The organism is Pseudomonas sp. TE50-2, from assembly GCF_040813665.1.
In the GTDB taxonomy this organism is placed as follows: Bacteria; Pseudomonadota; Gammaproteobacteria; order Pseudomonadales; family Pseudomonadaceae; genus Aquipseudomonas; species Aquipseudomonas soli.
Genome location: NZ_JBFNXN010000001.1, coordinates 860,979 through 884,282, shown reverse-complemented (window position 1 = coordinate 884,282; position 23,304 = coordinate 860,979). Strand labels below are relative to the sequence as shown.

The 23,304-nt window shown below is 61.0% G+C and carries 25 protein-coding genes, 3 tRNA genes and 3 pseudogenes; 16 read left to right on the top strand and 15 right to left on the bottom strand.

All coding sequences use genetic code 11. The annotated features are described in order from the left end of the window. Nucleotide 1 precedes the first annotated feature (1 nt). The 3 genes from AAHK21_RS04060 to nhaR form a co-directional block, all read right to left on the bottom strand. Nucleotides 2-640, bottom strand: coding sequence for a YceH family protein (locus tag AAHK21_RS04060; RefSeq protein WP_046856233.1), 639 nt, complete (start codon nt 638-640; stop codon nt 2-4). A gap of 124 nt (nt 641-764) precedes the next feature. Further along, on the bottom strand, nt 765-1,976 hold the full coding sequence (sstT, locus tag AAHK21_RS04055; protein WP_367856504.1) for a serine/threonine transporter SstT: 1,212 nt from the start codon (nt 1,974-1,976) through the stop codon (nt 765-767). Between the two features lie 72 nt (nt 1,977-2,048). Then, nucleotides 2,049-2,942 (bottom strand): transcriptional activator NhaR, encoded by an 894-nt coding sequence (nhaR, locus tag AAHK21_RS04050; RefSeq protein WP_367856503.1) that lies wholly within the window; start codon nt 2,940-2,942, stop codon nt 2,049-2,051. 131 nt (nt 2,943-3,073) lie between these two features. Between nhaR and AAHK21_RS04045 the strand changes: the two genes are divergently transcribed. Continuing rightward, nucleotides 3,074-3,313 carry a hypothetical protein gene (locus tag AAHK21_RS04045; protein ID WP_046856230.1) on the top strand — a complete coding sequence of 80 codons (240 nt, stop codon included), beginning with the start codon at nt 3,074-3,076 and terminating at the stop codon, nt 3,311-3,313. A gap of 15 nt (nt 3,314-3,328) precedes the next feature. Then, nucleotides 3,329-4,081 carry a TerC family protein gene (locus AAHK21_RS04040; protein ID WP_367856502.1) on the top strand — a complete coding sequence of 251 codons (753 nt, stop codon included), beginning with the start codon at nt 3,329-3,331 and terminating at the stop codon, nt 4,079-4,081. Between the two features lie 96 nt (nt 4,082-4,177). Here AAHK21_RS04040 and AAHK21_RS04035 read toward each other — a convergent pair whose 3' ends face one another. Next, the gene (locus AAHK21_RS04035) at nt 4,178-4,357 is read right to left on the bottom strand and encodes a hypothetical protein (RefSeq protein ID WP_081941225.1); all 180 of its coding nucleotides are present in this window, start codon (nt 4,355-4,357) and stop codon (nt 4,178-4,180) included. A gap of 154 nt (nt 4,358-4,511) precedes the next feature. Here AAHK21_RS04035 and AAHK21_RS04030 point away from each other — a divergent pair, with 154 nt between their 5' ends. Further along, nucleotides 4,512-5,255, top strand: coding sequence for a peptidase C39 family protein (locus AAHK21_RS04030; protein WP_367856501.1), 744 nt, complete (start codon nt 4,512-4,514; stop codon nt 5,253-5,255). Nucleotides 5,256-5,334: 79 nt separating this feature from the next. On the opposite strand, the gene AAHK21_RS04025 is transcribed toward AAHK21_RS04030, so the two are convergent. Beyond that, a complete protein-coding gene (locus AAHK21_RS04025) occupies nt 5,335-6,618 on the bottom strand; it encodes an FAD-binding oxidoreductase (RefSeq protein ID WP_046856227.1) in 1,284 nt (427 codons plus the stop codon). A 202-nt stretch (nt 6,619-6,820) separates the two neighbouring features. Here AAHK21_RS04025 and AAHK21_RS04020 point away from each other — a divergent pair. The 3 genes from AAHK21_RS04020 (at nt 6,821) to AAHK21_RS04010 (ending at nt 7,901) form a co-directional block, all read left to right on the top strand. Continuing rightward, nucleotides 6,821-6,897, top strand: a tRNA-Val gene (locus AAHK21_RS04020). A 202-nt stretch (nt 6,898-7,099) separates the two neighbouring features. Further along, nucleotides 7,100-7,176: transfer RNA gene (locus tag AAHK21_RS04015), tRNA-Val, on the top strand. A 155-nt stretch (nt 7,177-7,331) separates the two neighbouring features. Next, a complete protein-coding gene (locus AAHK21_RS04010) occupies nt 7,332-7,901 on the top strand; it encodes an SPOR domain-containing protein (protein ID WP_367856500.1) in 570 nt (189 codons plus the stop codon). A gap of 39 nt (nt 7,902-7,940) precedes the next feature. On the opposite strand, the gene AAHK21_RS04005 is transcribed toward AAHK21_RS04010, so the two are convergent. Further along, the gene (locus tag AAHK21_RS04005) at nt 7,941-8,981 is read right to left on the bottom strand and encodes a helix-turn-helix transcriptional regulator (RefSeq protein WP_046856225.1); all 1,041 of its coding nucleotides are present in this window, start codon (nt 8,979-8,981) and stop codon (nt 7,941-7,943) included. A 134-nt stretch (nt 8,982-9,115) separates the two neighbouring features. Here AAHK21_RS04005 and AAHK21_RS04000 point away from each other — a divergent pair, with 134 nt between their 5' ends. Then, nucleotides 9,116-9,937, top strand: coding sequence for a class I SAM-dependent methyltransferase (locus tag AAHK21_RS04000; protein ID WP_367856499.1), 822 nt, complete (start codon nt 9,116-9,118; stop codon nt 9,935-9,937). A 58-nt stretch (nt 9,938-9,995) separates the two neighbouring features. Here AAHK21_RS04000 and AAHK21_RS03995 read toward each other — a convergent pair whose 3' ends face one another. From AAHK21_RS03995 to AAHK21_RS03980, 4 genes are all read right to left on the bottom strand, one after another. Next, entirely contained in the window at nt 9,996-10,763 is a 768-nt protein-coding gene (locus AAHK21_RS03995; RefSeq protein WP_046856224.1) for an SDR family oxidoreductase, read from the bottom strand. A 26-nt stretch (nt 10,764-10,789) separates the two neighbouring features. Beyond that, a complete protein-coding gene (locus AAHK21_RS03990) occupies nt 10,790-11,857 on the bottom strand; it encodes a phosphotransferase family protein (protein WP_367856498.1) in 1,068 nt (355 codons plus the stop codon). A 197-nt stretch (nt 11,858-12,054) separates the two neighbouring features. Continuing rightward, nucleotides 12,055-12,372: an SCP2 sterol-binding domain-containing protein gene (locus AAHK21_RS03985; RefSeq protein ID WP_023630010.1), complete on the bottom strand. Its 318-nt coding sequence runs from the start codon at nt 12,370-12,372 to the stop codon at nt 12,055-12,057. Nucleotides 12,373-12,426: 54 nt separating this feature from the next. Beyond that, nucleotides 12,427-13,140: a histidine phosphatase family protein gene (locus AAHK21_RS03980; protein ID WP_367856497.1), complete on the bottom strand. Its 714-nt coding sequence runs from the start codon at nt 13,138-13,140 to the stop codon at nt 12,427-12,429. A gap of 199 nt (nt 13,141-13,339) precedes the next feature. Here AAHK21_RS03980 and sohB point away from each other — a divergent pair, with 199 nt between their 5' ends. Further along, a complete protein-coding gene (gene sohB, locus AAHK21_RS03975; protein ID WP_367856496.1) occupies nt 13,340-14,356 on the top strand; it encodes a protease SohB in 1,017 nt (338 codons plus the stop codon). Nucleotides 14,357-14,500: 144 nt separating this feature from the next. Next, nucleotides 14,501-14,574 (top strand) — tRNA-Cys (locus AAHK21_RS03970). Nucleotides 14,575-14,670: 96 nt separating this feature from the next. On the opposite strand, the pseudogene AAHK21_RS03965 reads toward AAHK21_RS03970, so the two are convergent. After that, nucleotides 14,671-15,183: pseudogene (locus AAHK21_RS03965) on the bottom strand (tyrosine-type recombinase/integrase); the annotation flags it as partial. On the opposite strand from AAHK21_RS03965, the gene AAHK21_RS03960 reads away from it, so the two are divergent. Continuing rightward, the gene (locus AAHK21_RS03960; protein WP_367858945.1) at nt 15,151-15,492 is read left to right on the top strand and encodes an antitermination protein Q; all 342 of its coding nucleotides are present in this window, start codon (nt 15,151-15,153) and stop codon (nt 15,490-15,492) included. The pseudogene AAHK21_RS03965 and the gene AAHK21_RS03960 sit on opposite strands and share 33 nt — an antisense overlap. 55 nt (nt 15,493-15,547) lie before the next feature. On the opposite strand, the gene AAHK21_RS03955 is transcribed toward AAHK21_RS03960, so the two are convergent. Further along, a complete protein-coding gene (locus tag AAHK21_RS03955) occupies nt 15,548-16,234 on the bottom strand; it encodes a hypothetical protein (RefSeq protein WP_367856495.1) in 687 nt (228 codons plus the stop codon). Nucleotides 16,235-16,443: 209 nt separating this feature from the next. Here AAHK21_RS03955 and AAHK21_RS03950 point away from each other — a divergent pair. From AAHK21_RS03950 to AAHK21_RS03935, 4 genes and pseudogenes are all read left to right on the top strand, one after another. Then, nucleotides 16,444-16,620 (top strand): annotated as a pseudogene (locus AAHK21_RS03950) (phage holin family protein); the annotation flags it as partial. A 135-nt stretch (nt 16,621-16,755) separates the two neighbouring features. Next, nucleotides 16,756-17,364: pseudogene (locus AAHK21_RS03945) on the top strand (IS3 family transposase); the annotation flags it as partial. A 334-nt stretch (nt 17,365-17,698) separates the two neighbouring features. Beyond that, a complete protein-coding gene (locus tag AAHK21_RS03940; RefSeq protein WP_367856494.1) occupies nt 17,699-18,661 on the top strand; it encodes a hypothetical protein in 963 nt (320 codons plus the stop codon). A 196-nt stretch (nt 18,662-18,857) separates the two neighbouring features. Next, entirely contained in the window at nt 18,858-19,295 is a 438-nt protein-coding gene (locus AAHK21_RS03935; RefSeq protein WP_156177633.1) for a hypothetical protein, read from the top strand. Between the two features lie 328 nt (nt 19,296-19,623). On the opposite strand, the gene AAHK21_RS03930 is transcribed toward AAHK21_RS03935, so the two are convergent. Continuing rightward, the gene (locus AAHK21_RS03930) at nt 19,624-20,517 is read right to left on the bottom strand and encodes a LysR family transcriptional regulator (protein ID WP_367856493.1); all 894 of its coding nucleotides are present in this window, start codon (nt 20,515-20,517) and stop codon (nt 19,624-19,626) included. 111 nt (nt 20,518-20,628) lie between these two features. Between AAHK21_RS03930 and AAHK21_RS03925 the strand changes: the two genes are divergently transcribed. Together AAHK21_RS03925 and AAHK21_RS03920 are read left to right on the top strand one after the other, a co-directional pair. Further along, on the top strand, nt 20,629-21,279 hold the full coding sequence (locus tag AAHK21_RS03925) for a DsbA family protein (RefSeq protein WP_367856492.1): 651 nt from the start codon (nt 20,629-20,631) through the stop codon (nt 21,277-21,279). Then, a complete protein-coding gene (locus tag AAHK21_RS03920; RefSeq protein ID WP_367856491.1) occupies nt 21,276-21,668 on the top strand; it encodes a nuclear transport factor 2 family protein in 393 nt (130 codons plus the stop codon). Before AAHK21_RS03925 ends, AAHK21_RS03920 begins: the two co-directional genes overlap by 4 nt. Before the next feature lie 66 nt (nt 21,669-21,734). Here AAHK21_RS03920 and AAHK21_RS03915 read toward each other — a convergent pair whose 3' ends face one another. Together AAHK21_RS03915 and AAHK21_RS03910 are read right to left on the bottom strand one after the other, a co-directional pair. Then, nucleotides 21,735-22,454 (bottom strand): DUF4377 domain-containing protein, encoded by a 720-nt coding sequence (locus AAHK21_RS03915; RefSeq protein ID WP_367856490.1) that lies wholly within the window; start codon nt 22,452-22,454, stop codon nt 21,735-21,737. A 399-nt stretch (nt 22,455-22,853) separates the two neighbouring features. Then, nucleotides 22,854-23,144 carry a hypothetical protein gene (locus AAHK21_RS03910; protein WP_367856489.1) on the bottom strand — a complete coding sequence of 97 codons (291 nt, stop codon included), beginning with the start codon at nt 23,142-23,144 and terminating at the stop codon, nt 22,854-22,856. Nucleotides 23,145-23,304: the final 160 nt, after the last annotated feature.

Sequence of the window (23,304 nt, the reverse complement as noted above, 5' to 3'; positions counted from 1 at the left end):
GTCAACCTTCGAGCTGGGCCAGGCGCGCCTCCAGCGCTGCGACCCGTGCTTCCAGCGCCTCGATGCGTTCGTCCGCCGCGCTGGCGCGCGTGCCGCCTTCCTGCTGGCGGGCGGCGAGAATCGCCTCGATCTCGGCCGGGTCGCCCAGGGCGTGGGTGTAGCGGTCTTCGCGCTGGCCGGCCTGGCGCGGCAGGTGCAAGGCCAGGCCACGCGAGACCAGGCGCTCGAGCTGGTGCTGGACCTGATCGACATCCTCGAACTCATGCAGGCGGTTGCTGCGCGTCAGCAGTTCGCTGAGGGTCTGTGGGCCGCGCAGGAACATCAAACCCATCAGCACCAGCTGCGCCGGCACCAGCTCCAGGCCCTTGTCCACTCGCTGTTCCCAACGGTCGGCGCGGCTGCCCATCTGCAGGCGGGCCATCTCCTGGTTCTCCAGGGCACGCAGGGCCTGGCCGACCTGGCCGGGGGAGAGGTTCATCACCGGTTCACGGCTGGTCTTCTGGTTGCAGGCCAGGACCAGGGCATTGAGGGTCAGGGGGTAGGTTTCCGGGCTGGTGGCCTGTTTCTCGATCAGTGAACCGAGCACGCGGATCTCGATGCTGTTGAAACGGCCTTCGCGGGTGCTTTCGTGTTCTGACATGGCCCTGTCTCATTGCGAGGAAAAGGCCACTAGCCTAGGTAAAGCGCCAGGCTTAAGCAATCACTGCTGGCGTCGCCGGCCAAGCCAGCTCCCCTGAGGCGTGGGAGCTGGCACGGCTGGGGCTTCAGGTGCTGGGCCGCTCCATGGCCTGGCAGGCCGCGGCGGTGAACAGCACGTCGGTCGAGGAGTTCAGCGCGGTCTCGGCCGAATCCTGCAGCACGCCGATGATGAAGCCGACCGCCACTACCTGCATGGCGATCTCGCTGGGGATGCCGAACAGGCTGCAGGCCAGCGGGATCAGCAGCAGCGAGCCACCGGCCACGCCCGAGGCGCCGCAGGCGCAGACCGCCGCCACCACGCTGAGCAGCACCGCGGTCGGCAGGTCGACCGGGATGTCCAGGGTGTGCACGGCGGCCAGGGTCAGCACGGTGATGGTGATTGCAGCGCCCGCCATGTTGATGGTCGCGCCCAGCGGGATCGACACCGAATAGGTGTCCTCGTGCAGGCCAAGCTTCTCCGACAGCGCCAGGTTGACCGGGATGTTGGCCGCCGAGCTGCGGGTGAAGAACGCGGTAATGCCGCTCTCGCGCAGGCACAGCAGGGTCAGCGGGTAGGGATTGCGGCGGATTTTCCAGTAAACGATCAACGGGTTCATCACCAGGGCCACGAACAGCATGCAGCCCATCAGCACGGCCAGCAGGTGCAGGTAGCCGAGCAGTGCATCCAGCCCCGACTGCGCCAGGGTGGCGCTGACCAGGCCGAAGATGCCCAGCGGGGCGAAGCGGATCACCATGCGCACGATCAGGGTCACGCCGTTGGACAGGTCCTCGACCACGGTGCGGGTGGTGTCACCGGCATGGCGCAGGGCCACGCCCAGGCCGATGGCCCAGGTCAGCACGCCGATGAAGTTGGCATTGAGCAATGCGTTGACCGGGTTGTCCACGGCGCTGAGCAACAGGTTCTGCATCACCTCGGTGATGCCGCCGGGGGCGCTCAGCGTGGCCTCGCCGGTGCTCAGCACCAGGTTCGAGGGAAACAGCATGCTGGCCACCACGGCCACCACCGCGGCGGCGAAGGTGCCCAGCAGGTACAGCCAGAGGATCGGGCGGATGTGGGTTTCCTGGCCATGGCGGTGGTTGGCGATCGAGGCCATCACCAAAATGAACACCAGGATCGGCGCCACGGCCTTCAGGGCGCTGACGAAGACCTTGCCGAGGAACCCCAGGTCGCGGGCCACGTCGGGGGCGAGCAGGGCCAGGGCGATGCCGGCCACCAGGCCGATGCAGATCTGCGTCACCAGGCCGGTGCGGTTGATGAGGCGGAGGATGGGGGTCATGTGCAGCGCAATCCAGTTACGTGAAAGCGCGCGACTTTACCACAGACCGCGCTGGCTCCTGTAGGCGCGGGCCTACCAGTGAAACAGCTCGCGCCGCGCGCCCTCGGTGATCGCCAGGATCCCCGGGTGCTTGACCTTGCGCTCCACCGAAATGGCATAGAACGATTCGTTCACCGCCTCGGTCTGGCCGATCAGGCGCACGCCGTACTGGCGGCAGACCTCTTCGGCGATCACGCTGGGGGCGACGAAGATGCCGCTGCCCGACTGGCCGAAGGCCTGCATCAGCGCGCTGTCGTCGAATTCGCCGACGATCCGCGGTTGCACCTGCTGCTCGGCCAGCCAGCGCAGCAGGCGGCTGCGCAGCACGGTTTCCTGGCCTGGGATCAACAGCGGCGCGTCGTCCAGGCAGGCGGGGAAGGGCAGCTTCAGGCGCTCGGCCAGCGCAGGGGTGGCGAAGAAGCTCAGGCCGCATTCGCCGAGCTTCTGGCTGTAGCCCTTGATGTCCAGGTGGCTGGGCATGGGGCTGTCGGAAATCACCAGGTCCAGACGCTGGATCGCCAGGTCCGCCAGCAGGCGTTCGAGTTTGTCCTCGCGGCAATTGATGCGCATTACCTCCTCCAGCTCCATGGTCGGTGCCAGCAGGCGGTAGACGATAGACTTGGGCACCACGTCGGCCACGCCCACGCGGAACAGGATCTGCTCCTGCGGCCCGGCGCGCAGCATGGCCTCCAGTTCGCCGCCGATCTGAAACATCTGCTCGGCGTAGGCCAAGGCCTGGCGCCCGGTCTCGGTCAGTTCCAGCTGGCGCCCGACGCGCTGGAACAGCTCCAGGTTCCAGGTCTGCTCGAACAGGCTGATCTGGCCGCTGATGGTCTGCGGAGTGAGGTTGAGCTGTTCGCTGGCGCGGGCGATGCTGCCGGTCTTGGCCACCGCCCAGAAATAGTGGAGCTGGCGATAGTTGAGCATGTTCGCCTCGATTCGGAAAAACCGAAGTATACACGCTGAAAATACGAATTTTCCGGATGTTTCAGCCCCACTAGAATGCCACCCCATCAGGCGCATGAAGCGCCGCCCGGCATTCGACAAGCGAGGACTTCATGCTACAACTCAAATCCATTGGCACACCGCTGGTGCTGGCCCTGGCCCTGTTCGCCATGTCTGGCTGCGACCAGGCCGAGAAATCCGCCCAGCAGATGCTTGACCAGGCCGCTGAAACGGCCAAGCAGGCCATCGACAAGACCAATGACGCCGCCCAGCAGGCCTTGAGCGACGCCATCGGCAGCGATGGCGAGAAAGCCAAGGCCGAAGACGACAAGAAAGACACCCAGGACATCTGAGAGCAGGACTGACCAATGGAATATTTGCTGGAACTCGCCGCAAGCCCCACCGCCTGGGTAGCCCTCGCCACCCTGGTGGCCATGGAGGTCGTGCTCGGCATCGACAACCTGATCTTCATCTCCATCCTCACCAACAAGCTGCCCGAGGCCTATCGTTCCAAGGCGCGGCGCATCGGTATCAGCATGGCCCTGGTCATGCGCCTGGCGCTGCTCAGCACCGTGGCCTGGATCGTCCAGCTGACCGAGCCTGTGGTCGAGGTGTTCGGCCACACGTTCTCGTGGAAGGACATGATCCTCATTGCCGGTGGCCTGTTCCTGCTGTGGAAGGCGACCAAGGAGATCCATGAAAGCGTCGACCCACATGGCGCCAAGGAAGAGTCCAAGGCCGGCAACGTCGTGACCATCGGCTTCACTGCGGCGATCTTCCAGATCCTGCTGCTGGACATCGTCTTCTCGATCGACAGCATCATCACCGCCGTGGGCATGACCGAGCACCTGCCGATCATGATCATCGCCGTGATCAGTGCCGTGATCGTGATGCTGGTGGCCGCCGACCCGCTGGCCAAGTTCATCAACGACAACCCGACCGTGGTGATGCTGGCCCTGGGCTTCCTGATCATGATCGGTATGACCCTGATCGCCGAAGGCTTCGGTGCCCATGTGCCGAAAGGCTACGTATACGCTGCCATGGCGTTCTCGACCGCGATCGAGATCCTCAACATCATGGCTCGCCGGGCGCGCTTGAAACGTGAGGCGACCGAGGGCTGACCTGGCGTGAACCATCGCGGGGCCATCCCGCCGCCACAAGACATGTAGCTTGTGGCGGCGGGATGGCCCCGCGATGCGTTTCAGGAACGCTTCAGCTCAATGCGCCCCGGCATGCCGACGCGCACGGCGCACAGGTTGTGGTTTGACCAGGGCTTGAGGGGGCAGGTGATGTGGGTGTGCATGCCGGCGCACGATGCGCAGTACACCCCAGAGCATGGCGGCTGCGACGCTCAGCCACATGCCAACCAGCATTAGAATCGCCATTGTCAGGCTCATGTGTGCCTCCTTCTCTCTGGCGAGTCAGGCCCGCCATCCAGACACTGCTTTAGTCTAGCCTCTCCCCTATGACGTTCCATTGACCGAAGGTCTAGTACTTGGGCCGTTTCGTTCCAAGCCCGCATCGGGCTATACCCGAAGCCGCCCGCGCCCTATGATCGGCACTCATGGCCGGGCACCGCCTGCCTGGCGCTGGATCATGCGAGTGTCCATGTTGCAAAAACTCATCACGTCCCGGGCCCTGGGCCCACGTCGCCTGTTGGCCGCCTGCCTGGTGGCGGCCACGTTGTCGGGTTGCGCCAGCGCGCCACCGGCCGCGCTCAAGGGCCTGCCGCAGCGGGTCGAGATCAGCAGCGTTCCCTTCTACGGCGGCAACGCCAACCACAGTGGCTCGATGGCCCTGGCCGCCGTGTTGTCGCAGCAGGGCGCGCCGATCACGCCGGGCCTGCTCGACAAGTCGTTGGGCCTGCCTGCCGCCGCCGAGTCCCTGGAAACCGGCATCCCTCGGGTTGCCCGTGAATACGGCCGGGTCGTCTACCCGCTGGACAAACACCTGGATGCCTTGCTCGCCCAGGTGGCGGCCGGCTACCCGGTGTTGCTGCGTTATCAGGAAGGTTCGGCGTGGTGGAGCGAGCCGCGCTATGCGGTGCTGATTGGCTATGACCGCTACAAGCAGCGGGTATTGCTGCGCTCGGGCATGCATCGGCGCCAGTTGATGGCTTTCGATGATTTCGAGTCGGCGTGGAGCAAGGAAGGGCGTTGGGCGGTGCTGGTGCAATCGCCACGGCAATTGCCGGCCCAGGTGGATCGCCAGCGCTGGCTGCAGGCGGCGGATGAACTGGCCCGTTCGGGGCAGGAGATCGCGGCGAAGCAGGCTGTCACCAGCCTGGGACGGTGAGGCTGAAATGATCGCGGGGCAAGCCCGCTCCCACAAGATTGGCCTTGTGGGAGCGGGCTTGCCCCGCGATGGCTTCACATCAGAAGCCCAGGCGATCGCGCAGGCTGTAGTACCAGGCACCGATGGCGCTGAACGGCACACGCAGCATCTGGCCGCCCGGGAACGGGTAGTGCGGCAGGCCGGCGAACGCGTCGAAGCGCTCGGCCTGGCCGCGCAGGGCTTCGGCCAGCACCTTGCCCGCCAGGTGGGTGTAGGTGACGCCGTGGCCCGAGCAACCCTGCGAGTAGTAGATGTTGTCGCCGATGCGGCCGACCTGCGGCAGGCGCGACAGGGTCAGCAGGAAGTTGCCGGTCCAGGCGTAGTCGATCTTGACGTCCTTGAGCTGCGGGAAGGCCTTGAGCATCTTCGGGCGGATGATCGCCTCGATGTTCGCCGGGTCACGCGCACCGTATACCACGCCACCGCCGAAGATCAGGCGCTTGTCGCTGGTCAGGCGATAGTAGTCGAGCAGGTAGTTGCAGTCCTCGACGCAGTAGTCCTGCGGCAGCAGGGTGCGGGCCAGTTCCTCGCCCAGCGGCTCGGTGGTGATCACCTGGGTGCCGCAGGGCATCGACTTGGCAGCCAGCTCCGGTACCAGGTTGCCCAGGTAGGCGTTGCCGGCGACGATGATGAACTTGGCGCGCACCTTGCCCTGCGGGGTATGCACTACCGGGTTGGCGCCACGCTCGATGCGCACGGCCGGGGTCTGCTCATAGATGATGCCACCCAGCGACTCGACCGCGGCGGCTTCGCCCAGGGCCAGGTTCAGCGGGTGGATATGGCCGCCGCTCATGTCGAGCATGCCGCCTATATAGCTGTCGCAGGCCACTACTTCACGGATGCGCTTCTGGTCCATCAGCTCCAGCTGGTTGTGGCCGAAGCGTTCCCACAGGCGTTTTTGCGATTCCAGGTGGCCCATCTGCTTGCTGGTCAGCGCTGCAAATACGCCGCCGTCCTTCAGGTCGCACTGGATGTCGTACTTGGCCACGCGCTCACGGATGATGCGCCCGCCCTCGAAGGCCATCTGGCCGAGCAGTTGCGCCTGCTTGGGGCCGACGGTGCGCTCGATGACATCGATGTCGCGGCTATAGCTGTTGACGATCTGGCCACCGTTGCGGCCCGAGGCGCCGAAACCGACCTTGGCGGCCTCGACGATGCTCACCTTGAAGCCGTTCTCCAGCAGGAACAGGGCGCTGGACAGGCCGGTGTAGCCGGCACCGATGATGCACACATCGGTTTCCACCTCACCCTGCAGCGCCGGACGTGGCGGCACCGGGTTGGCCGAGGCGGCGTAGTAGGACTGGGGGTAGGGGGTGTTTGCCATGCTCGAGGAACCTCGTGTTTTATATTTTTAACGAATGTACCGATGCTATCAATAATAATAAACACCCGCTAGTCGTCCGGTGAAAATCCTTTACGCCCCCCTGAACCTCGGCCTTTCTATAAATAGTTTAAGATTCAGTAGCTTAGCGTGAAAAAAACAGTTGACAGGGTATCTGGATCGCGTAGAATGCGCCCCACACGACAGGCACATAGCTCAGTTGGTTAGAGCACCACCTTGACATGGTGGGGGTCGTTGGTTCGAGTCCAATTGTGCCTACCAAATCAGAAGAGGGCGATCCGCAAGGATCGCCCTTTTTGCTTTTGGTCGCTTCCAGCGGGCGAGCCGCATGCGAGATCGGCCGGTAAAAGCCTTGCCCGCAGGTCGCCGGGGCGGCTCGGATGAATTTCGCAAAGTTTTTGATTTTTTTGAAAAAAACGCTTTACAGGTGCGCAGTCGATCACTAATATGCGCACCACACGACAGGCACATAGCTCAGTTGGTTAGAGCACCACCTTGACATGGTGGGGGTCGTTGGTTCGAGTCCAATTGTGCCTACCAAATCAGAAGAGGGCGATCCGAAAGGATCGCCCTTTTTGCTTTCCGCCGTTCCATGGGCGCTGACACACGCTGCAACTTTCCACCTTCGCCTCATCCCTGCGGCCGAGCGGTTCGCTCATGCTAGAATCCGCCCCTTCGAATCTGGAGGTACAGGCGTGCGCAAACTGGCGGTGGTAATGGCGGTGTTGGCCCTGGCGGGCTGTAACAACGAGGTCGAAGGCGTGCACAAGCAGGTGGCCGAACACCTGAACAACCCCAAGACGGCCAAGTTCGCCAACGTGCGCTTCGACACCCAGGGCTCCATCTGCGGCCAGGTGCGTGGCAAGGATGACGCCGGTCAGTACGAGGCTTATCGCAGCTACGTGGCGATCAAGCACGACGGTCAGTACGAGATCCTCATCGACGAGACCGGCAACAACCTGCGTATCCGCGAAGTCTGCGGTGGCGCCGACCTGCAGCGCCGCGCCGAGGCGCTGGCCGACCAGCCGGCGCCGGAAGGTTGGGACGTGGAAGTGATCCAGGGGCCGAACATGGGCGCCCTGACCGACATGACCGCACGCCTGATCGAAAAGGGCATCCCGTCCTGGGTCGAGTACCGCGACGGCAAGCCGGTGGTGCTGATGGGGCCGTTCCCGGCCAAGGTCGAGGCCGATGCGCGCAAGGCCGAGGTGATGGCCAAGCTGGGCACCGACTCGATTGTCATCCAGCACGGCGTCAAGCGCTGACCTTCACCCGCACCTGCCAGGCTCGGCGCTGGGCAGGTATCAGATAGAACGCGGGCTTGCCTCGCGTTCGGCGCCGATGTCCTCGAACACGCTGATCAGATGTTCCGGTTGCCCGTCGGCGCGGCGCTCCAGCGAGGTGCGTGCCCGCACCCAGAGGTAGTGCCCGTCCTTGTGGCGCACACGCTTCTGCACTTCGTATCGTTCAATCTCGCCGGCCAGCATGCGCCGCAGCAGCGCCAGGTTGTCCGGCAGGTCGTCGGGGTGGGTGAGCTGCTGGAACGTCGTGCCGTACAGCTCGTCCTCACGGTAACCCAGCAGTTCGCAAAGGCTGCCGTTGACCCGCTGCCAGCTGCCATCCGGGTCGATGTAGGCCAGCGCGCCCCAGGCCAGTTCGAAGATGGTGCGAAAGCGCGCCTCGCTCTGGCGCAATTCCTCTTCGGCCACCTTGCGCTCGGTGTTGTCCATGCTGATGCCGAGCATCTTCACCGGGCGCCCGGCACTGTCGCTGAGTACCGTGGCGCGCGAGGCGATCCAGCGTTGGTCGCCGTCGGGGCGGGTGATGCGAAAATCGCACTCGCAGCCGGTGCCGTCGGCCACGGCCTGGGCATACATGCCCTGCATGTGGCTGGCGTCCTCGGGGTGGATGTGTTCCCAGAAGTCCTCGTTGCGCCGTAGTGGCCAGCCATACACCGCCTCGACGTTGGGCGAGTAGGTCACTTCGTCGGTGACCAGGTTCCATTCCCAGGTGACGATGCGCGCACCCTCCTGGGCCAGCTTCATGCGCGTCTCGCTCTCCATGATCTCGGCGGTGTAGCGGCGGCGCACGTCGGTCATCGGCAGCTCGACCACCTCGGCCTGCTGCACGCTGTGCAGGGCCTCTTCGCCATAGCGCAGCCAGATCCAGTTGACCTTGAGCAGGTCGGCCAGCTTGCGCAGGTTGGCGTAGTCGATCTCGCCACCGCGGGTCCACTTGTGCACCGCCGTGCGCGAGATCCCCAAGGCCGTGCCCACTGCCTGCAGGGTCAGCTTGTGGTGTTCGAGCAGTTCCTTGAGGCGAAAGGCGAAGCTGTTTTCCGTCATGGGTGCTGGATCCTTGGGCGTGGACGAGGCGGTCAGTATACCTGAGCTGTCAACTTCAGGTTGACAGCGCGGTTGCCGCGCTCGATGGCGCCGGTTAACGTAGCGCCTGACCCATTCAGGACAGGGATGCACCGATGAGCCGATCACTGGAACTCAACCGCGCCAGTTGGAATGAACGGGCGCCACTGCACGCTGCCTCGAAGGACTACGAGGTCGAACGCTTTGTCGCCGAACCCGGCCATCTGTCCGAGGTGGTGCGTTTCGACCTGCCGCGCCTGGGCGATATCCATGGCCTGCGCGCGGTGCACCTGCAATGCCATATTGGTACCGACACCTTGTCGCTGGCGCGCCTGGGGGCGGAGGTCTGTGGCCTGGACTTCTCTGCCGCCTCGCTGGCCCAGGCGCGTGACCTGGCCGAACGTTGCGGCGCTGGGATCGCCTATGTCGAAGCGGATGTCTACCAGGCGGCACAAGTGCTGCCTGCCGGTAGTTTCGATCTGGTCTACACCGGCATCGGCGCGTTGTGCTGGCTGCCGAGTATCGAGCGCTGGGCGCAGGCAGTGGCTGCATTGCTCAAGCCGGGCGGACGCCTGTTCCTGCGTGATGGCCACCCGATGCTGATGGCGGTCAACGAAGACCATGAGGACCGTTTGCAGCTGGAGTATCCGTACTTCGAGCGCGAGGCGCCGACCGTGTGGATCAGCGACCAGACCTACGTCGACACCGAGCAGGCCCTGACGCAGACCGAAACCCATGAGTGGAACCATGGCCTCGGCGAGGTGATCACCGCGCTGTTGCGCAACGGCCTGCGCATCACCGCCCTGGAGGAGCACCAGAGCATTCCCTGGGAGGCCTTGCCTGGGCAGATGGCGTTGGGTGATGACGGCGAGTGGCGCCTGATCGAGGCGCCATGGCGGCTACCGCTGAGCTACACGTTGCAGGCGATAAAGGTCTAGACAGCGGGCTTTGTGGGAGCAAGTCCGCTCCCACAAGCCAGTCAGGCCTGGGGCACCGTCAGGACAGGAACCCACCGTCCACATTGAGCGCGGTGCCGGTGGTATAGCTGGAGGCGTCACTGGCCAGGTACAGCACCGCCCCGGCCATCTCGCTCGGGTCGGCCACGCGCTTGAGCGGGATCTGCTGCAGCGCGGCATTGCGGATACTGTCGTTCTTCACCAGCGCCGAGGCGAACTTGGTGTCGGTCAGCCCTGGCAGCAGGGCGTTGCAGCGGATGCCGAACTGCGCGCACTCCTTGGCAAAGACCTTGGTCATGTTGATCACGGCCGCCTTGGTCACCGAGTAGATGCCCTGGAACAGCCCCGGTGACACCCCGTTGATCGAGGCCACGTTGATGATGCTGCCACCGCCGTGCTCGCGCATCAGCTTGCCGGCTTCCACCGACATGAAGAAGTAACCGCGGATATTGACGTCGACGGTCTTCTGGAAAGCACCCAGGTCGGTATCCAGCACGTTGCAGAACTGCGGGTTGGTGGCGGCGTTGTTGACCAGGATGTCGAGGCGCCCGAACTGTTCGCGGATGCCGGCGAACACCTGCTGGATCTGCTCCATCTCGCCGATATGGCAGGCCACCGCGGTGGCCTTGCCGCCAGCGGCTACGATCGCCTCGGCCACCTGCTGGCAGCCGTCGAGCTTGCGGCTGGAGACGATCACATGGGCGCCCTGCTGGGCCAGCAGGTGGGCGATGGCTTCACCGATGCCACGGCTGGCACCGGAAACGAAGGCGATCTTGCCGTCGAGGTCGAACAGGTGGGTCTTGGACATTCGGGTATTCCTTGTTGTGGGCCGGGTTACAGGCTGGATTTGCCGATCAGTTGCAGGCTCATGTGCTCCAGCAGCTTGTTCATGTGGATGAACTGGGCGAAGCGTTTGTCCTGGGTCTGGCCGTGGAAGAAGCGGTAGTAGATCTGCTGGACGATGCCGGCCAGGCGGAACAGGCCGTAGCAGTAATAGAAGTCGAAATTGTCGATGCGAATGCCGGCGCGCTCGGCGTAGTAGTCGACAAACTGCTGGCGGGTCAGCATGCCCGGCGCATTGCTCGGCTGGCGACGCATCAATTGTACTGGGGCAGGGTCACCGGCCTCGATCCAGTAGGCCAGGCTGTTGCCCAGGTCCATCAGCGGATCGCCGATGGTGGCCATTTCCCAGTCCAGCACGCCGATGATGCGCATCGGGTTGGTGCTGTCGAGGATGACATTGTCGAAGCGGTAGTCGTTATGCACAATGCCCGGGCGCGGGTGGTCGGCGGGCATCTTCTCGCGCAGCCAGGCGATCACCTGCTCCCAGCGCGGTGCGTCGGGGGTCAGGGCTTTTTCATAGCGGCTGGCCCAGCCTTCGATCTGGCGCTGCACATAACCTTCCGGTTTGCCCAGGTCGGCCAGGCCGCATGCCTGGTAGTCCACCTGGTGCAGCTCGACCAGGCGATCGATGAAGCTTTTGCACAGCGCCTCGGTGCGACCGGCGTCCAGGTCGAGTTCGGCGGGGATGTCCGAGCGCAGGATGATGCCGTTGACCCGCTCCATCACGTAGAACTCGCCGCCGATCAGCGCTTCATCGGTGCAGTGCACGTAGGCCTTGGGGCAATAGGGGAAACCGGCATTGAGCTGGTTGAGGATACGGAACTCGCGACCCATGTCGTGGGCCGACTTGGCCTTGTGGCCGAAGGGCGGGCGGCGCAGGACGAATTCCTTGCCTGGGTAGGCCAGCAGGTAGGTCAGGTTCGAGGCGCCACCTGGAAACTGGCTGATGGTCGGGCTGCCCTGCAGGCCAGGTATATGACCCTTGAGGTAAGGATCGATGACGGCCGCGTCGAGTTCTTCGCCGGGGCGTACCTGGGTGGACTGGTCGGTGAGCGTCATGCGATTTCCTTATGATCGATAGCAAGGACTATTGGCTAATCTAATTTCCTGTCGAAGCTGGTACAAGCGTGCCAGACGCTTATTGGCCTGGGTGTTGCCGGCCGATCAATGGCCCTGATGGACCGGCTTTGCGCGGGCGAAAAAAAACCGAAGCGCATCAGGCTTCGGTCTTTTTCATTGGCGATCTACCGCGCCAATCAGGCCGGGAACAGCTCGCTGAGCTTCATCGACAGCATCATGTCGCCTTCGACGCGCAGCTTGCCGCCCATGAAGGCCTGCATGCCGTCGGTGTCACCGCTGACGATGCCCTTGAGGGTTTCGCTGTCCATTACCAGGGTGCAGTTGGCGTCGGCGTTCTCGCCTTCCTGGATCTCGCAGGTGCCGTCCTTGACCAGCAGGGCGTAGTGCTTGTCTTCGTCGGTGATGTTGAAGCCGAACACCAGGTCCAGGCCGGCGGCAGCTGCAGGGTTGAATTTTGCCTTCATCGCCTCGACGGCTTTAGCTACATCGCTCATGGTGTATTCCTTGTTAAGTGATATTCGCGTCCGCAAGGACACAACAGACCGGGCTCATCGGTAGGTGACGAGCTCCGGCAACCGCAACAGCCGCACATGGGCTTGGCTGTTGAAGGAAGCCAGGGTGACGTCGCGGCCACGGAACTTCAGGTGGCTGAGCGACGTGTTGATAATCTGCCAGTTCAGGGTGAATGCCTGAGCCGGCGTGATTCCGCTTACCAGGTGGAGCAGGGCGGCGATGGTGCCGCCGGAGGTGAACAGGGCGATGTTGTCGCCGCTGGCGGCGCTGTCGAGCAGGCGCTCCAGGCCGTCGCCGACCCGGCCGGTGAAAGACTGCCAGGTTTCCAGGCGGTCGTCGTGATCGTGGTCGCCGTCGTGCCAGCGCTGCACCATCAGGGCGAACAGGCGCTGGAACTCGCTGCGGTGCTGGGCACCGTTGCGCAGTACATGCAGGGCTTCAGGCTCTTCAGGCAGCAGGCGCGGGAGCAGGGTGCGGATCACGCCATCGGCGTCGAACTCGTTGAAGGCCGCGTCGGTCTCAATGGCCGGCACCGGGTTGCCATGGGCATGCAGTGCGTCCAGGGCCAGGCGGGCGGTGTCCTGCTGGCGACGCAAGGTACCGGCCACACAGCGGTCCAGGCGCAGGCCCAGTTGGGCGAGGTGTTCACCCAGCGCCTGGCTCTGACGTTCGCCCACGGGCGACAGCACGTCGTAGTCGGCGGCACCAAAGGAGGCTTGGCCATGTCGGATCAGGTAGAGATTGCCCACGTTGAAGTCCGGCCCGGTTGGAGGTTGCTGCGAGGTTAGGTTGCCCCAGGCGGGCTGTCAACGAAAAAACATACAAGCGTTTGAAAAGGTCGTTTGAACTGTGTTGCCAGCATTTTCACCCGCTGGCAGCGGCTCTGGCGCCCCGGTATGCTTGCATCCAGTTCGCGCCCTTGCGGCGCTGGTTTATCAAGGAGTCAATGTGGAGTTTCTTGCCGAATACGCAAGCTTTCTCGCCAAAACCGCCACCCTGGTGATCGCCATCCTGGTGGTGCTGTCGGCCATCGCCGGCCTGCGTGGCAAAGGGCGGCGCAAGCCGGGCGGGCAACTGCAGGTCACCCGCCTCAACGAGTTCTACAAGGAGCTGCGCGAGCGCCTGGAGTCGGGCCTGCTCGACAAGGCCCAGCTCAAGGCTGTGCGCAAGCAGCAGGCCAAGACGGAAAAACAGCAGAAGAAAAAGCCTGAGGACAAGCGCCGGGTGTTCGTCCTCGATTTCGACGGCGACATCAAGGCCTCGGCCACCGAGAGCCTGCGCAACGAGATCACCGCGCTGCTGACCCTGGCCACCCCGCGTGACGAGGTGGTGCTGCGCCTGGAGAGCGGCGGTGGCATGGTGCACAGCTATGGCTTGGCGGCCTCGCAGCTCGCGCGCATCCGTGAGGCCGGCATCCCGCTGACCATCTGTATCGACAAGGTCGCCGCCAGCGGCGGTTACATGATGGCGTGCATTGGCGAGAAAATCGTCAGCGCGCCGTTTGCCGTGCTCGGTTCGATTGGCGTGGTGGCGCAGATGCCCAACCTCAATCGTCTGTTGAAGAAGCATGACATCGATTTCGAAGTGCTGACCGCTGGCGAATACAAGCGCACCCTGACCGTGTTCGGCGAGAACACCGACAAGGGCCGGGAGAAATTCCAGGAAGACCTGGACATCACCCACCAGCTGTTCAAGGATTTCGTCGCCCGCTACCGCCCGCAGCTTCATATAGACGAAGTGGCGACCGGCGAGGTCTGGCTCGGCATCGCCGCGCTCAATCGCCAGCTGGTCGACGAGCTGGGCACCAGCGACGAATACCTGAGCCGCAGCGCCCGTGAGGCCAACGTGTTCCACCTGCGCTTCGCAGAGCGCAAGAGCCTGCAGGAGCGCATCGGCGTGGCTGCCAGCGGGGCAGTGGAGAACACCCTGGTTGGCTTGTGGAGCAAACTCGGGCGTCTGCGCTAACACCTTGAACCCCTTGAAGATTTTTTTCTTCAAGGGGGTTGCAAGGTCCATCGAATGCCGACATAATGGCCTCCATCGAAACGCAGCTGACTTGAAAAAGCCCAGCGGTTTCAAGGAGATAGCGAAAGCTGACTCCGACTTTGAGGCCGAGTAGCAAAGTGGTTATGCTCCGGATTGCAAATCCGTCTACGCCGGTTCGATTCCGACCTCGGCCTCCACCATTCGAAACCCCGCAGATTAAGGTCTGCGGGGTTTTTCTTTGTGCGCAAGAATCGCCAAGAGTTCCGAAACAAAAGGCATGGAGTTCCGAAACTTCAGCCTTTTGAAGGCTTGGCGATCGCTCCGACTCGACGATAAACGCGCTCGGTGATTCCCTCTTTCGAGTGGCCCAACAGCACACTTGCATCGCTCAGATCGTTGATCTCCGACGCCGCCTTTGGTCGGATGCCCCTGAACTGGAACTGCGCTATCCGGTTGGCCAGGTCGGGCTTCTTCTCCAGTTCAGCGTTCACTCTGGCTGCCTCTCTTGCTTCGGCCCATCGGTTGCGAAGCATCCCCCAGCTCATGCGCTTCCCGTGCTCGTTCAGGATGAAGAACGGCGAGAGGTGCCGGCTTGTGCTTCGCATGATCCGGTCGAGCAGCAGGCCCAGGCTGTTCTTCACCTCGTCCGTTTCAAGCACGATCCGCAGTCGCTTGCCGGTTTTGCCTTGGCTTACCAGCAAATACCCCCCTTGCATGTCATCCTTCCGCATGGACAGCACGTCCGACGGCCGCTGGCCCGTCAAATAGGCTAGATCCATCGCGTCCTTCAGCTCCGATGGGGCCTCCGCATAAAAGGCTGGCGTCGTTCATCGCGGCGCCCGATGTTGGCAGTAATGCGAGATGTAATGCCTGCTGTCACCAAGCCCTATAGCATTACTGACGAACTTGCAGGTGCTGTAGACGCAGCTTTGGCTAGGCTCTGTAAGCGAGATCAGCAGATGGGCGATATTATTTGGCTCTATTATGGCGCGAAGTGGCCCATGGCCCGGGTAGGTAAGCATTATGGAATTAGCGAAGGGAAAGCCCGCGAGCTAGCTAGGGCCGGTACTGCTTGGATTGATTGCTACTTGAGCAGAATCCAGGAGGCCTGCTAGTTAACGATGCTGCCGACTTTCGGTCGGCAGCATTAGGTGCGCTCCTTGACGGATTCTAGTCTGCGCCATTGTTTTTATTTTGGCGGGTGATTTGTTCGACTTTCTCTGCCACAAGCAGATAGAGGTTTGTTGAGAACATACCCACCAGAACAGCAACTAGAGCCATTGTATAAAAGTTGTGGTCTGAGCCGGTAAGTTGCTCGGTGGATATGTTGGATTTTTCTAGGTGAGGAGCTATGATCGAGATCAAAACTCCGCTTTTAATGCCGATCCAAGAAAATGTAGCCATCAGTCCAGAGGAAATCAGTAGATTGCCCTTTTGCTCGGGATTCACCGTTGCGATCATTATTCTCGCTGCCGCGCCTATCATTCCTAGCAAGAAAGGAACGAACAACAAAATCAACGCATTTAACGCTTGATTGACTATCGTGAGCGTGGTTGCGTCAATGCCGTAGATCGACGGGTTTTTTATTGATAAAAATAACAATATCATGAGCGCAGCGAAGATGGTCAGGGTGGTATACATTGATCTTCGGAGTCTATCTGTCCGCCTTAATTGATACTCCTCATCAATTTTTTGTTTCTCTCGGTACTCTCGCATCATTAACTGAAATGCTTCCTCTTTCGCATCAGCATTCAGCTCTTGAGCTGCTTGAGGTTGAGCTGCGCTACTTGACTTGCTTGTTTCTCCAGAAGGGAAGTCAGTCACATTGTTTTCTTGTTGGGCTTCTTTTTCGCTCATTGCCACTCCAATGGTTAAATACCGTCCCTCGATGTCCGTCTCGGTTTGGCAGAAACGCATTATGCCGCTTTTCCGCGCGGAATAGTTGTGTTTTCATAGCAGCGTGAATTGCTGTGAATGCAGCGAGACGCCTGCTAACCCACATTACGAAAGCCCAGCCATCGCGCTGGGCTTTTTCATGTCTGCTCCCAGAAACGGGAGGAACCGAGATGCCCAAAATGCCTGAGAAGGATCCTGGCCTGTGGGCCGCTGTGCTCGTCTGGGTGTTGGCCCACCAACCCCAGTTGTATGCCGCTGGCCTGTCGGTCGCGATCGCTGCTCTTCGAGTGGTGTACGGCGGTGGGACGCGACGTCAGATGATCTTGGAGGGCGCATTGTGCGGCCTACCAAGGCCTGTGATCCTCATGTAGTGGTCTACTAACCCCGGACACCCATTTAGGCGAGAATGCTCGCCACAGAGAGGTGTCTGATGACCAAGCAACGTCGTACCTTTACCCCTGAGTTCAAGCGCGAAGCCGCTTGAACTGGCGTTGGTCAGCAAGCAGCCAGGATCACATGCGTACAAAAAGGCCACAGTGGAGCGGCCAGATATTCCGAACATCTTGAACCGAGCATTTGATGTCGAAGCGCCAAATCAGGTCTGGTGTGGCGACATCACTTACGTTTGGGCGCAGGGCAAATGGCACTATCTGGCAGTTGTCCTGGATCTCTATGCACGCAGAGTGGTGGGCTGGGCCTTATCAGAAAAACCGGACGCAGACCTCGTGGTCAAAGCGCTGGACGTGGCTTACGAACAACGCGGAAAGCCTCAAGGGCTGCTGTTCCACTCCGACCAGGGATCGCAATATGGCAGCCGTCAGTTCCGCCAGAGACTGTGGCGCTACCGCATGCGCCAGAGCATGAGCCGCCGAGGCAACTGCTGGGATAATGCGCCGATGGAGCGAGTATTTCGCAGCTTGAAATCAGAATGGATACCGACCACGGGCTACCTGACCGGGCAGCAAGCTCAACGAGACATTAGCCAGTATCTGATGAGCCACTACAACTGGATCCGACCCCATCAATTCAACGATGGACTGGCTCCGGCAAAAGCTGAAGAAAAACTCAAAACCGTGTCCGGGATGAGTTGACCACTACAGGGACGTCCTATTTGGGACAAATTTGGGACACCGAAGGAAATTTCGCGTCCCACAAAGCCGGGCATCACCGGAGCATGTCGACCAGCGAATCCACTCAAACGCGGTGGATGCGCCGAAGTTCACTGAATAAAAACTTCAAAATACTGGTTGAATATACAGTGCTCGTGTGGCATAATTTCCCACATCAGCGACAGGTCTGAGGTTGGTGAAACCTCGTCACCCCTGATCTTCGCCAGAAGACCTCGAGTCTCGAACCATCGCCCATGAGCGCCATACGCCCAATACAGAGGCCTGAACTTAAATCAGCTCAGTAACGGAGTTTAAAATGGATAACGCAAACTCGGCGTCTCAAACCTTGCAAGATCTTTGGACTCAAGTAGACCCGGTGGAGAACACCGGCATGCTTAGGCGCGTGGTTTTTGCGGAAGGCAAGTTTTATGCGGCTGGTGGCAACGGTCTTCCCACAACCACTCAGCTTGTCACTGGAGACGCAACTGGTACAGCGTGGACCAAGCTTAAGGGCGCCGTTACCTCTGATAGCGGAAAGGTCCTCAACGAGGTGTACTGGAACGGTATTGGGACATCGCTTCAAGCCCTTTCTCAATCCGGCAATGTGCTCTACGGCAGCACAGCACGCCCTCTAAGGGATTGGACAGACCTTACGGCAACTGTTCGCGCGTATGTAGACTTGCAAGGCATTGTGTATTATCAGCCAATTTACGGCGACATCGCGACCTGGATACTGGTTGGGTCTAACGGTAAAGTCTTTTCCCGTTATGAGGATTGGTCAGGCACGGTGGAGCGCACTACGACCTTCACTTCTAGCGAGACTGTGTACTGCGTCAACGTCATTGGCGTTTTTGTGTTGATTGCGGGATCGAATGGGAAGCTGCTTAGCGCTGTGAAGATGCCAACGGGTAATCCGCAATCATTCGCGACCAGAACCAGCACCTTCGGCACTAGCACCATCCTTTCCATGAAGCTTTGCAACGGGAAAATGTTTATCGTTGGTGCGGATGGCAAGATGGCATATTCATCCGATGGGCTTACCTGGACTGCTGTTGAAGATACCAGTTTCGGTGGAACCATCATCCGCGACATTGCTTACGGTAATGGCAAGTATGTAGCTGTCGGCGACGGCGGCAAGACAGCCGTTTCCGAAGATGGGATCGGCTGGGTTCAGCAAGCCAACACTTTCGCAGGAACCGATATCCGGAGCGTCGCCTACGGCAACGGCAATTTTGTAGCTGTTGGTGCAGCCGGCAAGATTGCTTACTGGACTCCATGATCTTCTACCTCCTTGCGTAATAGAGCCCAGCCGTCGCGCTGGGCTTTTTCATTTCTGATTCAGGCTCGCCACAGCCAGGGTGGCGATTGCGCCGACGCGACGGTAAACGCGCTCGGTGATCCCTTTTTTGAGTGCCCTGCTGTATGCAATTGCCTTAGAATGGCCGCTTTTCACCCCTCAAAGGAATGATTACGTGGTGAGCAACAACGCCATCTGCTGCCCGCATTGCCAAGGCCAAAATGTCCAGCTGCTATCCGTGATTCACGCTGCTGGTACCACTCGCATTCAAGCAACTCACCAGACCAACTCCAGCTATGGTCCAGTCACGGTCGAAACGACTGGTCGGCATCAGACCGATTTGGCTGCTAGCGTAGGTCCGCCCCCGGGCAAACGCCTGTTGGGTCCTGTGATCATGACCGGAGTAGGTATCATCATCCTCTACGATGGTCTCAAGCTGATTAACACTTACTGGGGTGTCGATTGGACCAGGTTCTTCATCGGAGCCACGCTCGCCACCATCGGTGTGATCGGATTCGTGCGCCACTGGAAGTTCAACGTTGCGCAGTACGACAAGCTGGAAGAATGGCGCCGCACATGGCTATGCCACGCGTGCGCCACGCGATTCCAGCCTTGAGCAACCTGGAAAGGCACCTTCGCAGACTCTTTGAAAACTTGATCTCTTCGAGCCATTAAAAGCAAAGTCCGTCTACGTCGGTTGGATTCCGGTCTCGGTCTCCACCATTCAAAACCCGCAGATCCAGGTCTGCGGTTTTTTAATGCTTGTGAATTGCTCGTTGAGCTGATGGTCTGCGCCGTCTAATTAGGCTCTGTACGAAATGTATCTGCACTTGCCCATACTGCGTTGAAACGTGGCTCGCAATGCTCATGTACTCCAGTACACTGCGCTTCCTCCCCCCGTTTTGCCTTGTCTGGCCTTCACACAGACACACTCCGTACAGACCCTAAGCCAGGCGGCTTGCCAGAAGCTCGATGAATGCACGCACCTTGACCGGGCGAAAGCGGGCCGTTGGAAAGACCGCATGAATCTCGCCTCGGGGCAGCGACCATTGCGGCAGCACTTCGATCAGCCGGCCTGCTTGCAGGTCAGGTTCCGCCACATAGTCCGGAAGGACCGATAGCCCGGCCCCGAGCAGCGTGGCTTCGCGCACTGCCAAGGTGGCGTTGAGCGACAGGCTGGCTTTCATCTCCACTGTTTCGCGCTGCGAGGCCCCCTTGGCAAATAGCCAACGGGTCGGTTCTCGCAACGCCAGGTTCGCCACGATTGGCAACTCGGCCAGCTCCGTTGGGGCTTGCAGTTTGTCCACTCGCGCTTGCCACTGAGGGCCGGCCACCAACCGTTGCGCAAACTCGCCGATTCGCCGGGCCTGCAGATGTTGCTCGGTAATCCAGCCAACGCGAATGGAAAGGTCCAGATCGTTGGCGCCCAGATCCAGGGTCTGGTCGCTGAAGTGTGCCTCGACCTTGCACTGCGGATATCGCTGCGAGAATGCGGTGATGGCCGGTACCACGACTCCGATACCGTAATCGAAAGGGGCGGTCAGGCGTAAGGTGCCCGTCGGCTCGCTGGCCGCTTCGGACAATTCTTCGAAAGCCTCTTCAGCCTCTTTGAGGATCAAGGCACAGCGGTGATAGAACTGCTGGCCCGCCTCGGTGGTGCGGACTTTCCGCGTGCTGCGAACCAGCAGTGTGGTGCGACAGTCGCTTTCCAGTCGCGCCACCTGCTGGCTGACCACGGCCTTGGTGATGCCGAGGCGCTCGGCAGCGGCGGTGAAGGAGCCGGTTTCGACCACCGCGGTGAAGTACGCAAGCCTGTTCAGGCTGGAAGCGCCGGTCATTGATTTACCCTTTATGTATGCCAATAACATACAGTGTGTTTATTTTGTATGCGTTTAAATGTCAATTCGCGCGCTATAAGATTCGAGGCATTCCATTCAAGGCGCGTCACTATGAACAAGACCCTGGTTTACCTCTACGATCCACTGTGCGGCTGGTGCTACGGTGCAGGGGGACCGCTGCCTCAGGTTCTCGAATCCACGGGCCTTGCGTTGCGCCTGATACCGACGGGGCTGTTTTCCGGCAGCGGTGCTCGCGCCATGGATGATGACTTTGCCGCCTACGCCTGGAGCAACGACCAGCGTATCGAGCGCCTGACCGGGCAAACCTTCACTGAACGCTATCGCGACCAGGTACTCGCCGACCGTCTCCAGGCGTTCGACAGTGGTCCGTCTACCCTGGCGCTCAGCGCAGTGAACCTGACTTCGCCAGAGCACGAGTTCGAAGCGCTCAAGGCGATTCAGGCGGCGCGCTATGTCGATGGCCTGGACGTGACTCGACTGGAGACGTTGACAGCAGTGCTGGCGGACCTCGGCCTGGATGCTGCCGCGCAGCGGCTGACGCGTCCGGATTCGGCCTTGCTGCAGGCCAACGATGATCGTGTGGGGCAGGGGCGTGCCTTGTTGCGTCGCGTGGGCGGTCAAGGCGTGCCGACATTCGTTCTGCAACAATCGGACGACGCCATGCAGTTATTACCTGCCAGCGCTATCTTTTCGGATCCTCAGGCCTTCATTCGCGAGCTGAATGTGGGGGTAAAACCATGAGCAGGAGCAACCTGGACATTATCCGAGCCTCGTACGAAGGCTCAGCCGAACAGAATGGCCGGAATCTGCTGGCGGCGCTGGCTGCGGATGTGATCTGGACCGAGGCGGCCGGCTTCCCGTATGCCGGTACCTATGTCGGCCCCCAGGCGATCATGGAGGGTGTGTTTCATCGCCTGGCCAGCGAATGGGATGGCTACCAGGCCAAGGTGCATACCTATGTGGCCGAGCACGACCGGGTTGCCGCCTTTGGCGTCTATTCGGGCACCTATCGCAAGACCGGGAAGGCGATGACCGCTACCTTTGCCCATCTGTACCGGCTGAACAACGGCAAGATCGTCAGCATGGAGCAATACGTCGACAGTGCGCAGGTCAACGCGGCGCTTACCTGAGCCGTTTCACGGTCGCCGTCGGTTCCAGGCACAGGCCGCCGCAGGGCGGCCTGCGCCGACTGGCAATTACTTGCCCGAAGCGTCCTGCTCGACCACCAGGTCCAGCACATAGACCTGCGACGAGGCGTCGGCCGGCGGGTTCTTCCATTCGTATTGCTTCACGCGCAGCACGGTGCGCACGCCGTCACGGTGCTCGAAGCCCTCGATGGACTGGTACAGCGGGTGCCAGCTGTCCTGGGTCGCCAGCTGCAGGCCGGCGTCGTCATAGCGACGCTCGCGCACTTGCAGGCACTGGTAGTTGGGGATCAGTGGATGGCTGCACTTGACGGTCTTGGCGGCCACTTCCAGGAACTTGATCTCGCCCTTGCTGCCATAGCGGGTTTCCGGGGTGGCTTCACCCTGGAATTTCAGCACCGAGCCGTCCTGGGTGGTCAGTTGCAGCACCAGCTCCCCGGCATCGTCGGAGAGGGTGGTACGCAGGTCGCCCTTGAACAGGCGCCCGACCTGGGCGTCCAGTTCCATCAGGGGCTTGTCGCAGGCCTTGAGGGTCGAGGCCAGTGATTGCACCTTCAGTACGCCGTCCTGGTAGGAATAGCCGCCGAACTGGTTGTTGCAGCCGCCATTGATGTTCAGGTTACGTTCGGCGAAGTTCAACCGCAGTTTGCCTTCGATGCCAGGGGCCATGGCAGTGATGGGCTTGCCCGACGCATCGTTCGCCGCTACCAGGTTCCAGTAGTAGGCCGAGAGTTTGGGCTGGGGTGCGCTGGATGCGGCAGTGGTGGGCATGGAAGGCGTCCCTTCATGGGAGGTGGAAGCCGGGGCACATGCCTGGAGCAGGGCGGCGCAGACGGCAACGAGGAGAATGTTCTGTTTCATGGTTCGCTCTTTCAGCCTTGAAAAATGGGGCGGCATCCGCGACAGGTGGGATGCGCGCACCGGTAAACCGGGATATCGAGGCCGTTTCAGGATCGCTTCGCGACGTGGACCTTGCCACGTCTGTGAGCGCTATCGGACGGCCTCGGCGGTAACCGATGGCAATGGGACAGCATCGATCCCATTGAGTTTCATCGACGGGGTGGCCGGCAAGTGTTGCCAGATTTTGCAGGACAGCCAGCGCCTTCTAGACCTGCGGACCTTTGCAGGGATATCCACTCATTTTCGCGGCCTGCAGCGCCCGCTCGCTGGTCAAGGGCTTGAGTGCTCCCGCTGCGTAGCCGTTCTTGATGTAAAGAAAATAGTTGCCTTGCAGATCGTGGAAGATCCGGTACACATCGGCAGCTCTATGGGGGTCGGCAACGTGACTTTGTCGACCACCAGTTCATAGCCGTCGATACCCAGGTTACCCAGCTTGGTCGTGAAGTCTGCTTCGAAGGCTGCGCGCCAGCGATTGCGTTCATAGGTGCATGCCCAGAAGAGGGCGATCAGTAGCAATAGCCCCGCGCACAGGAAGGCTATGTCGGTGAGCAGTTTCAGCATGTCGTTCCTTTGACCTGTGGTCCTTCAATACCGGCTGGATGTCACTTTACCAAGTCGCAACGGTAATATGCGCGCCCGCCGTGGTGCCGATAGGCCTGATTGCTCAAGCAGGCTCATGGCGAAGCCCCATGTCATTGTCATGGTCTAGGATTGCACAGAG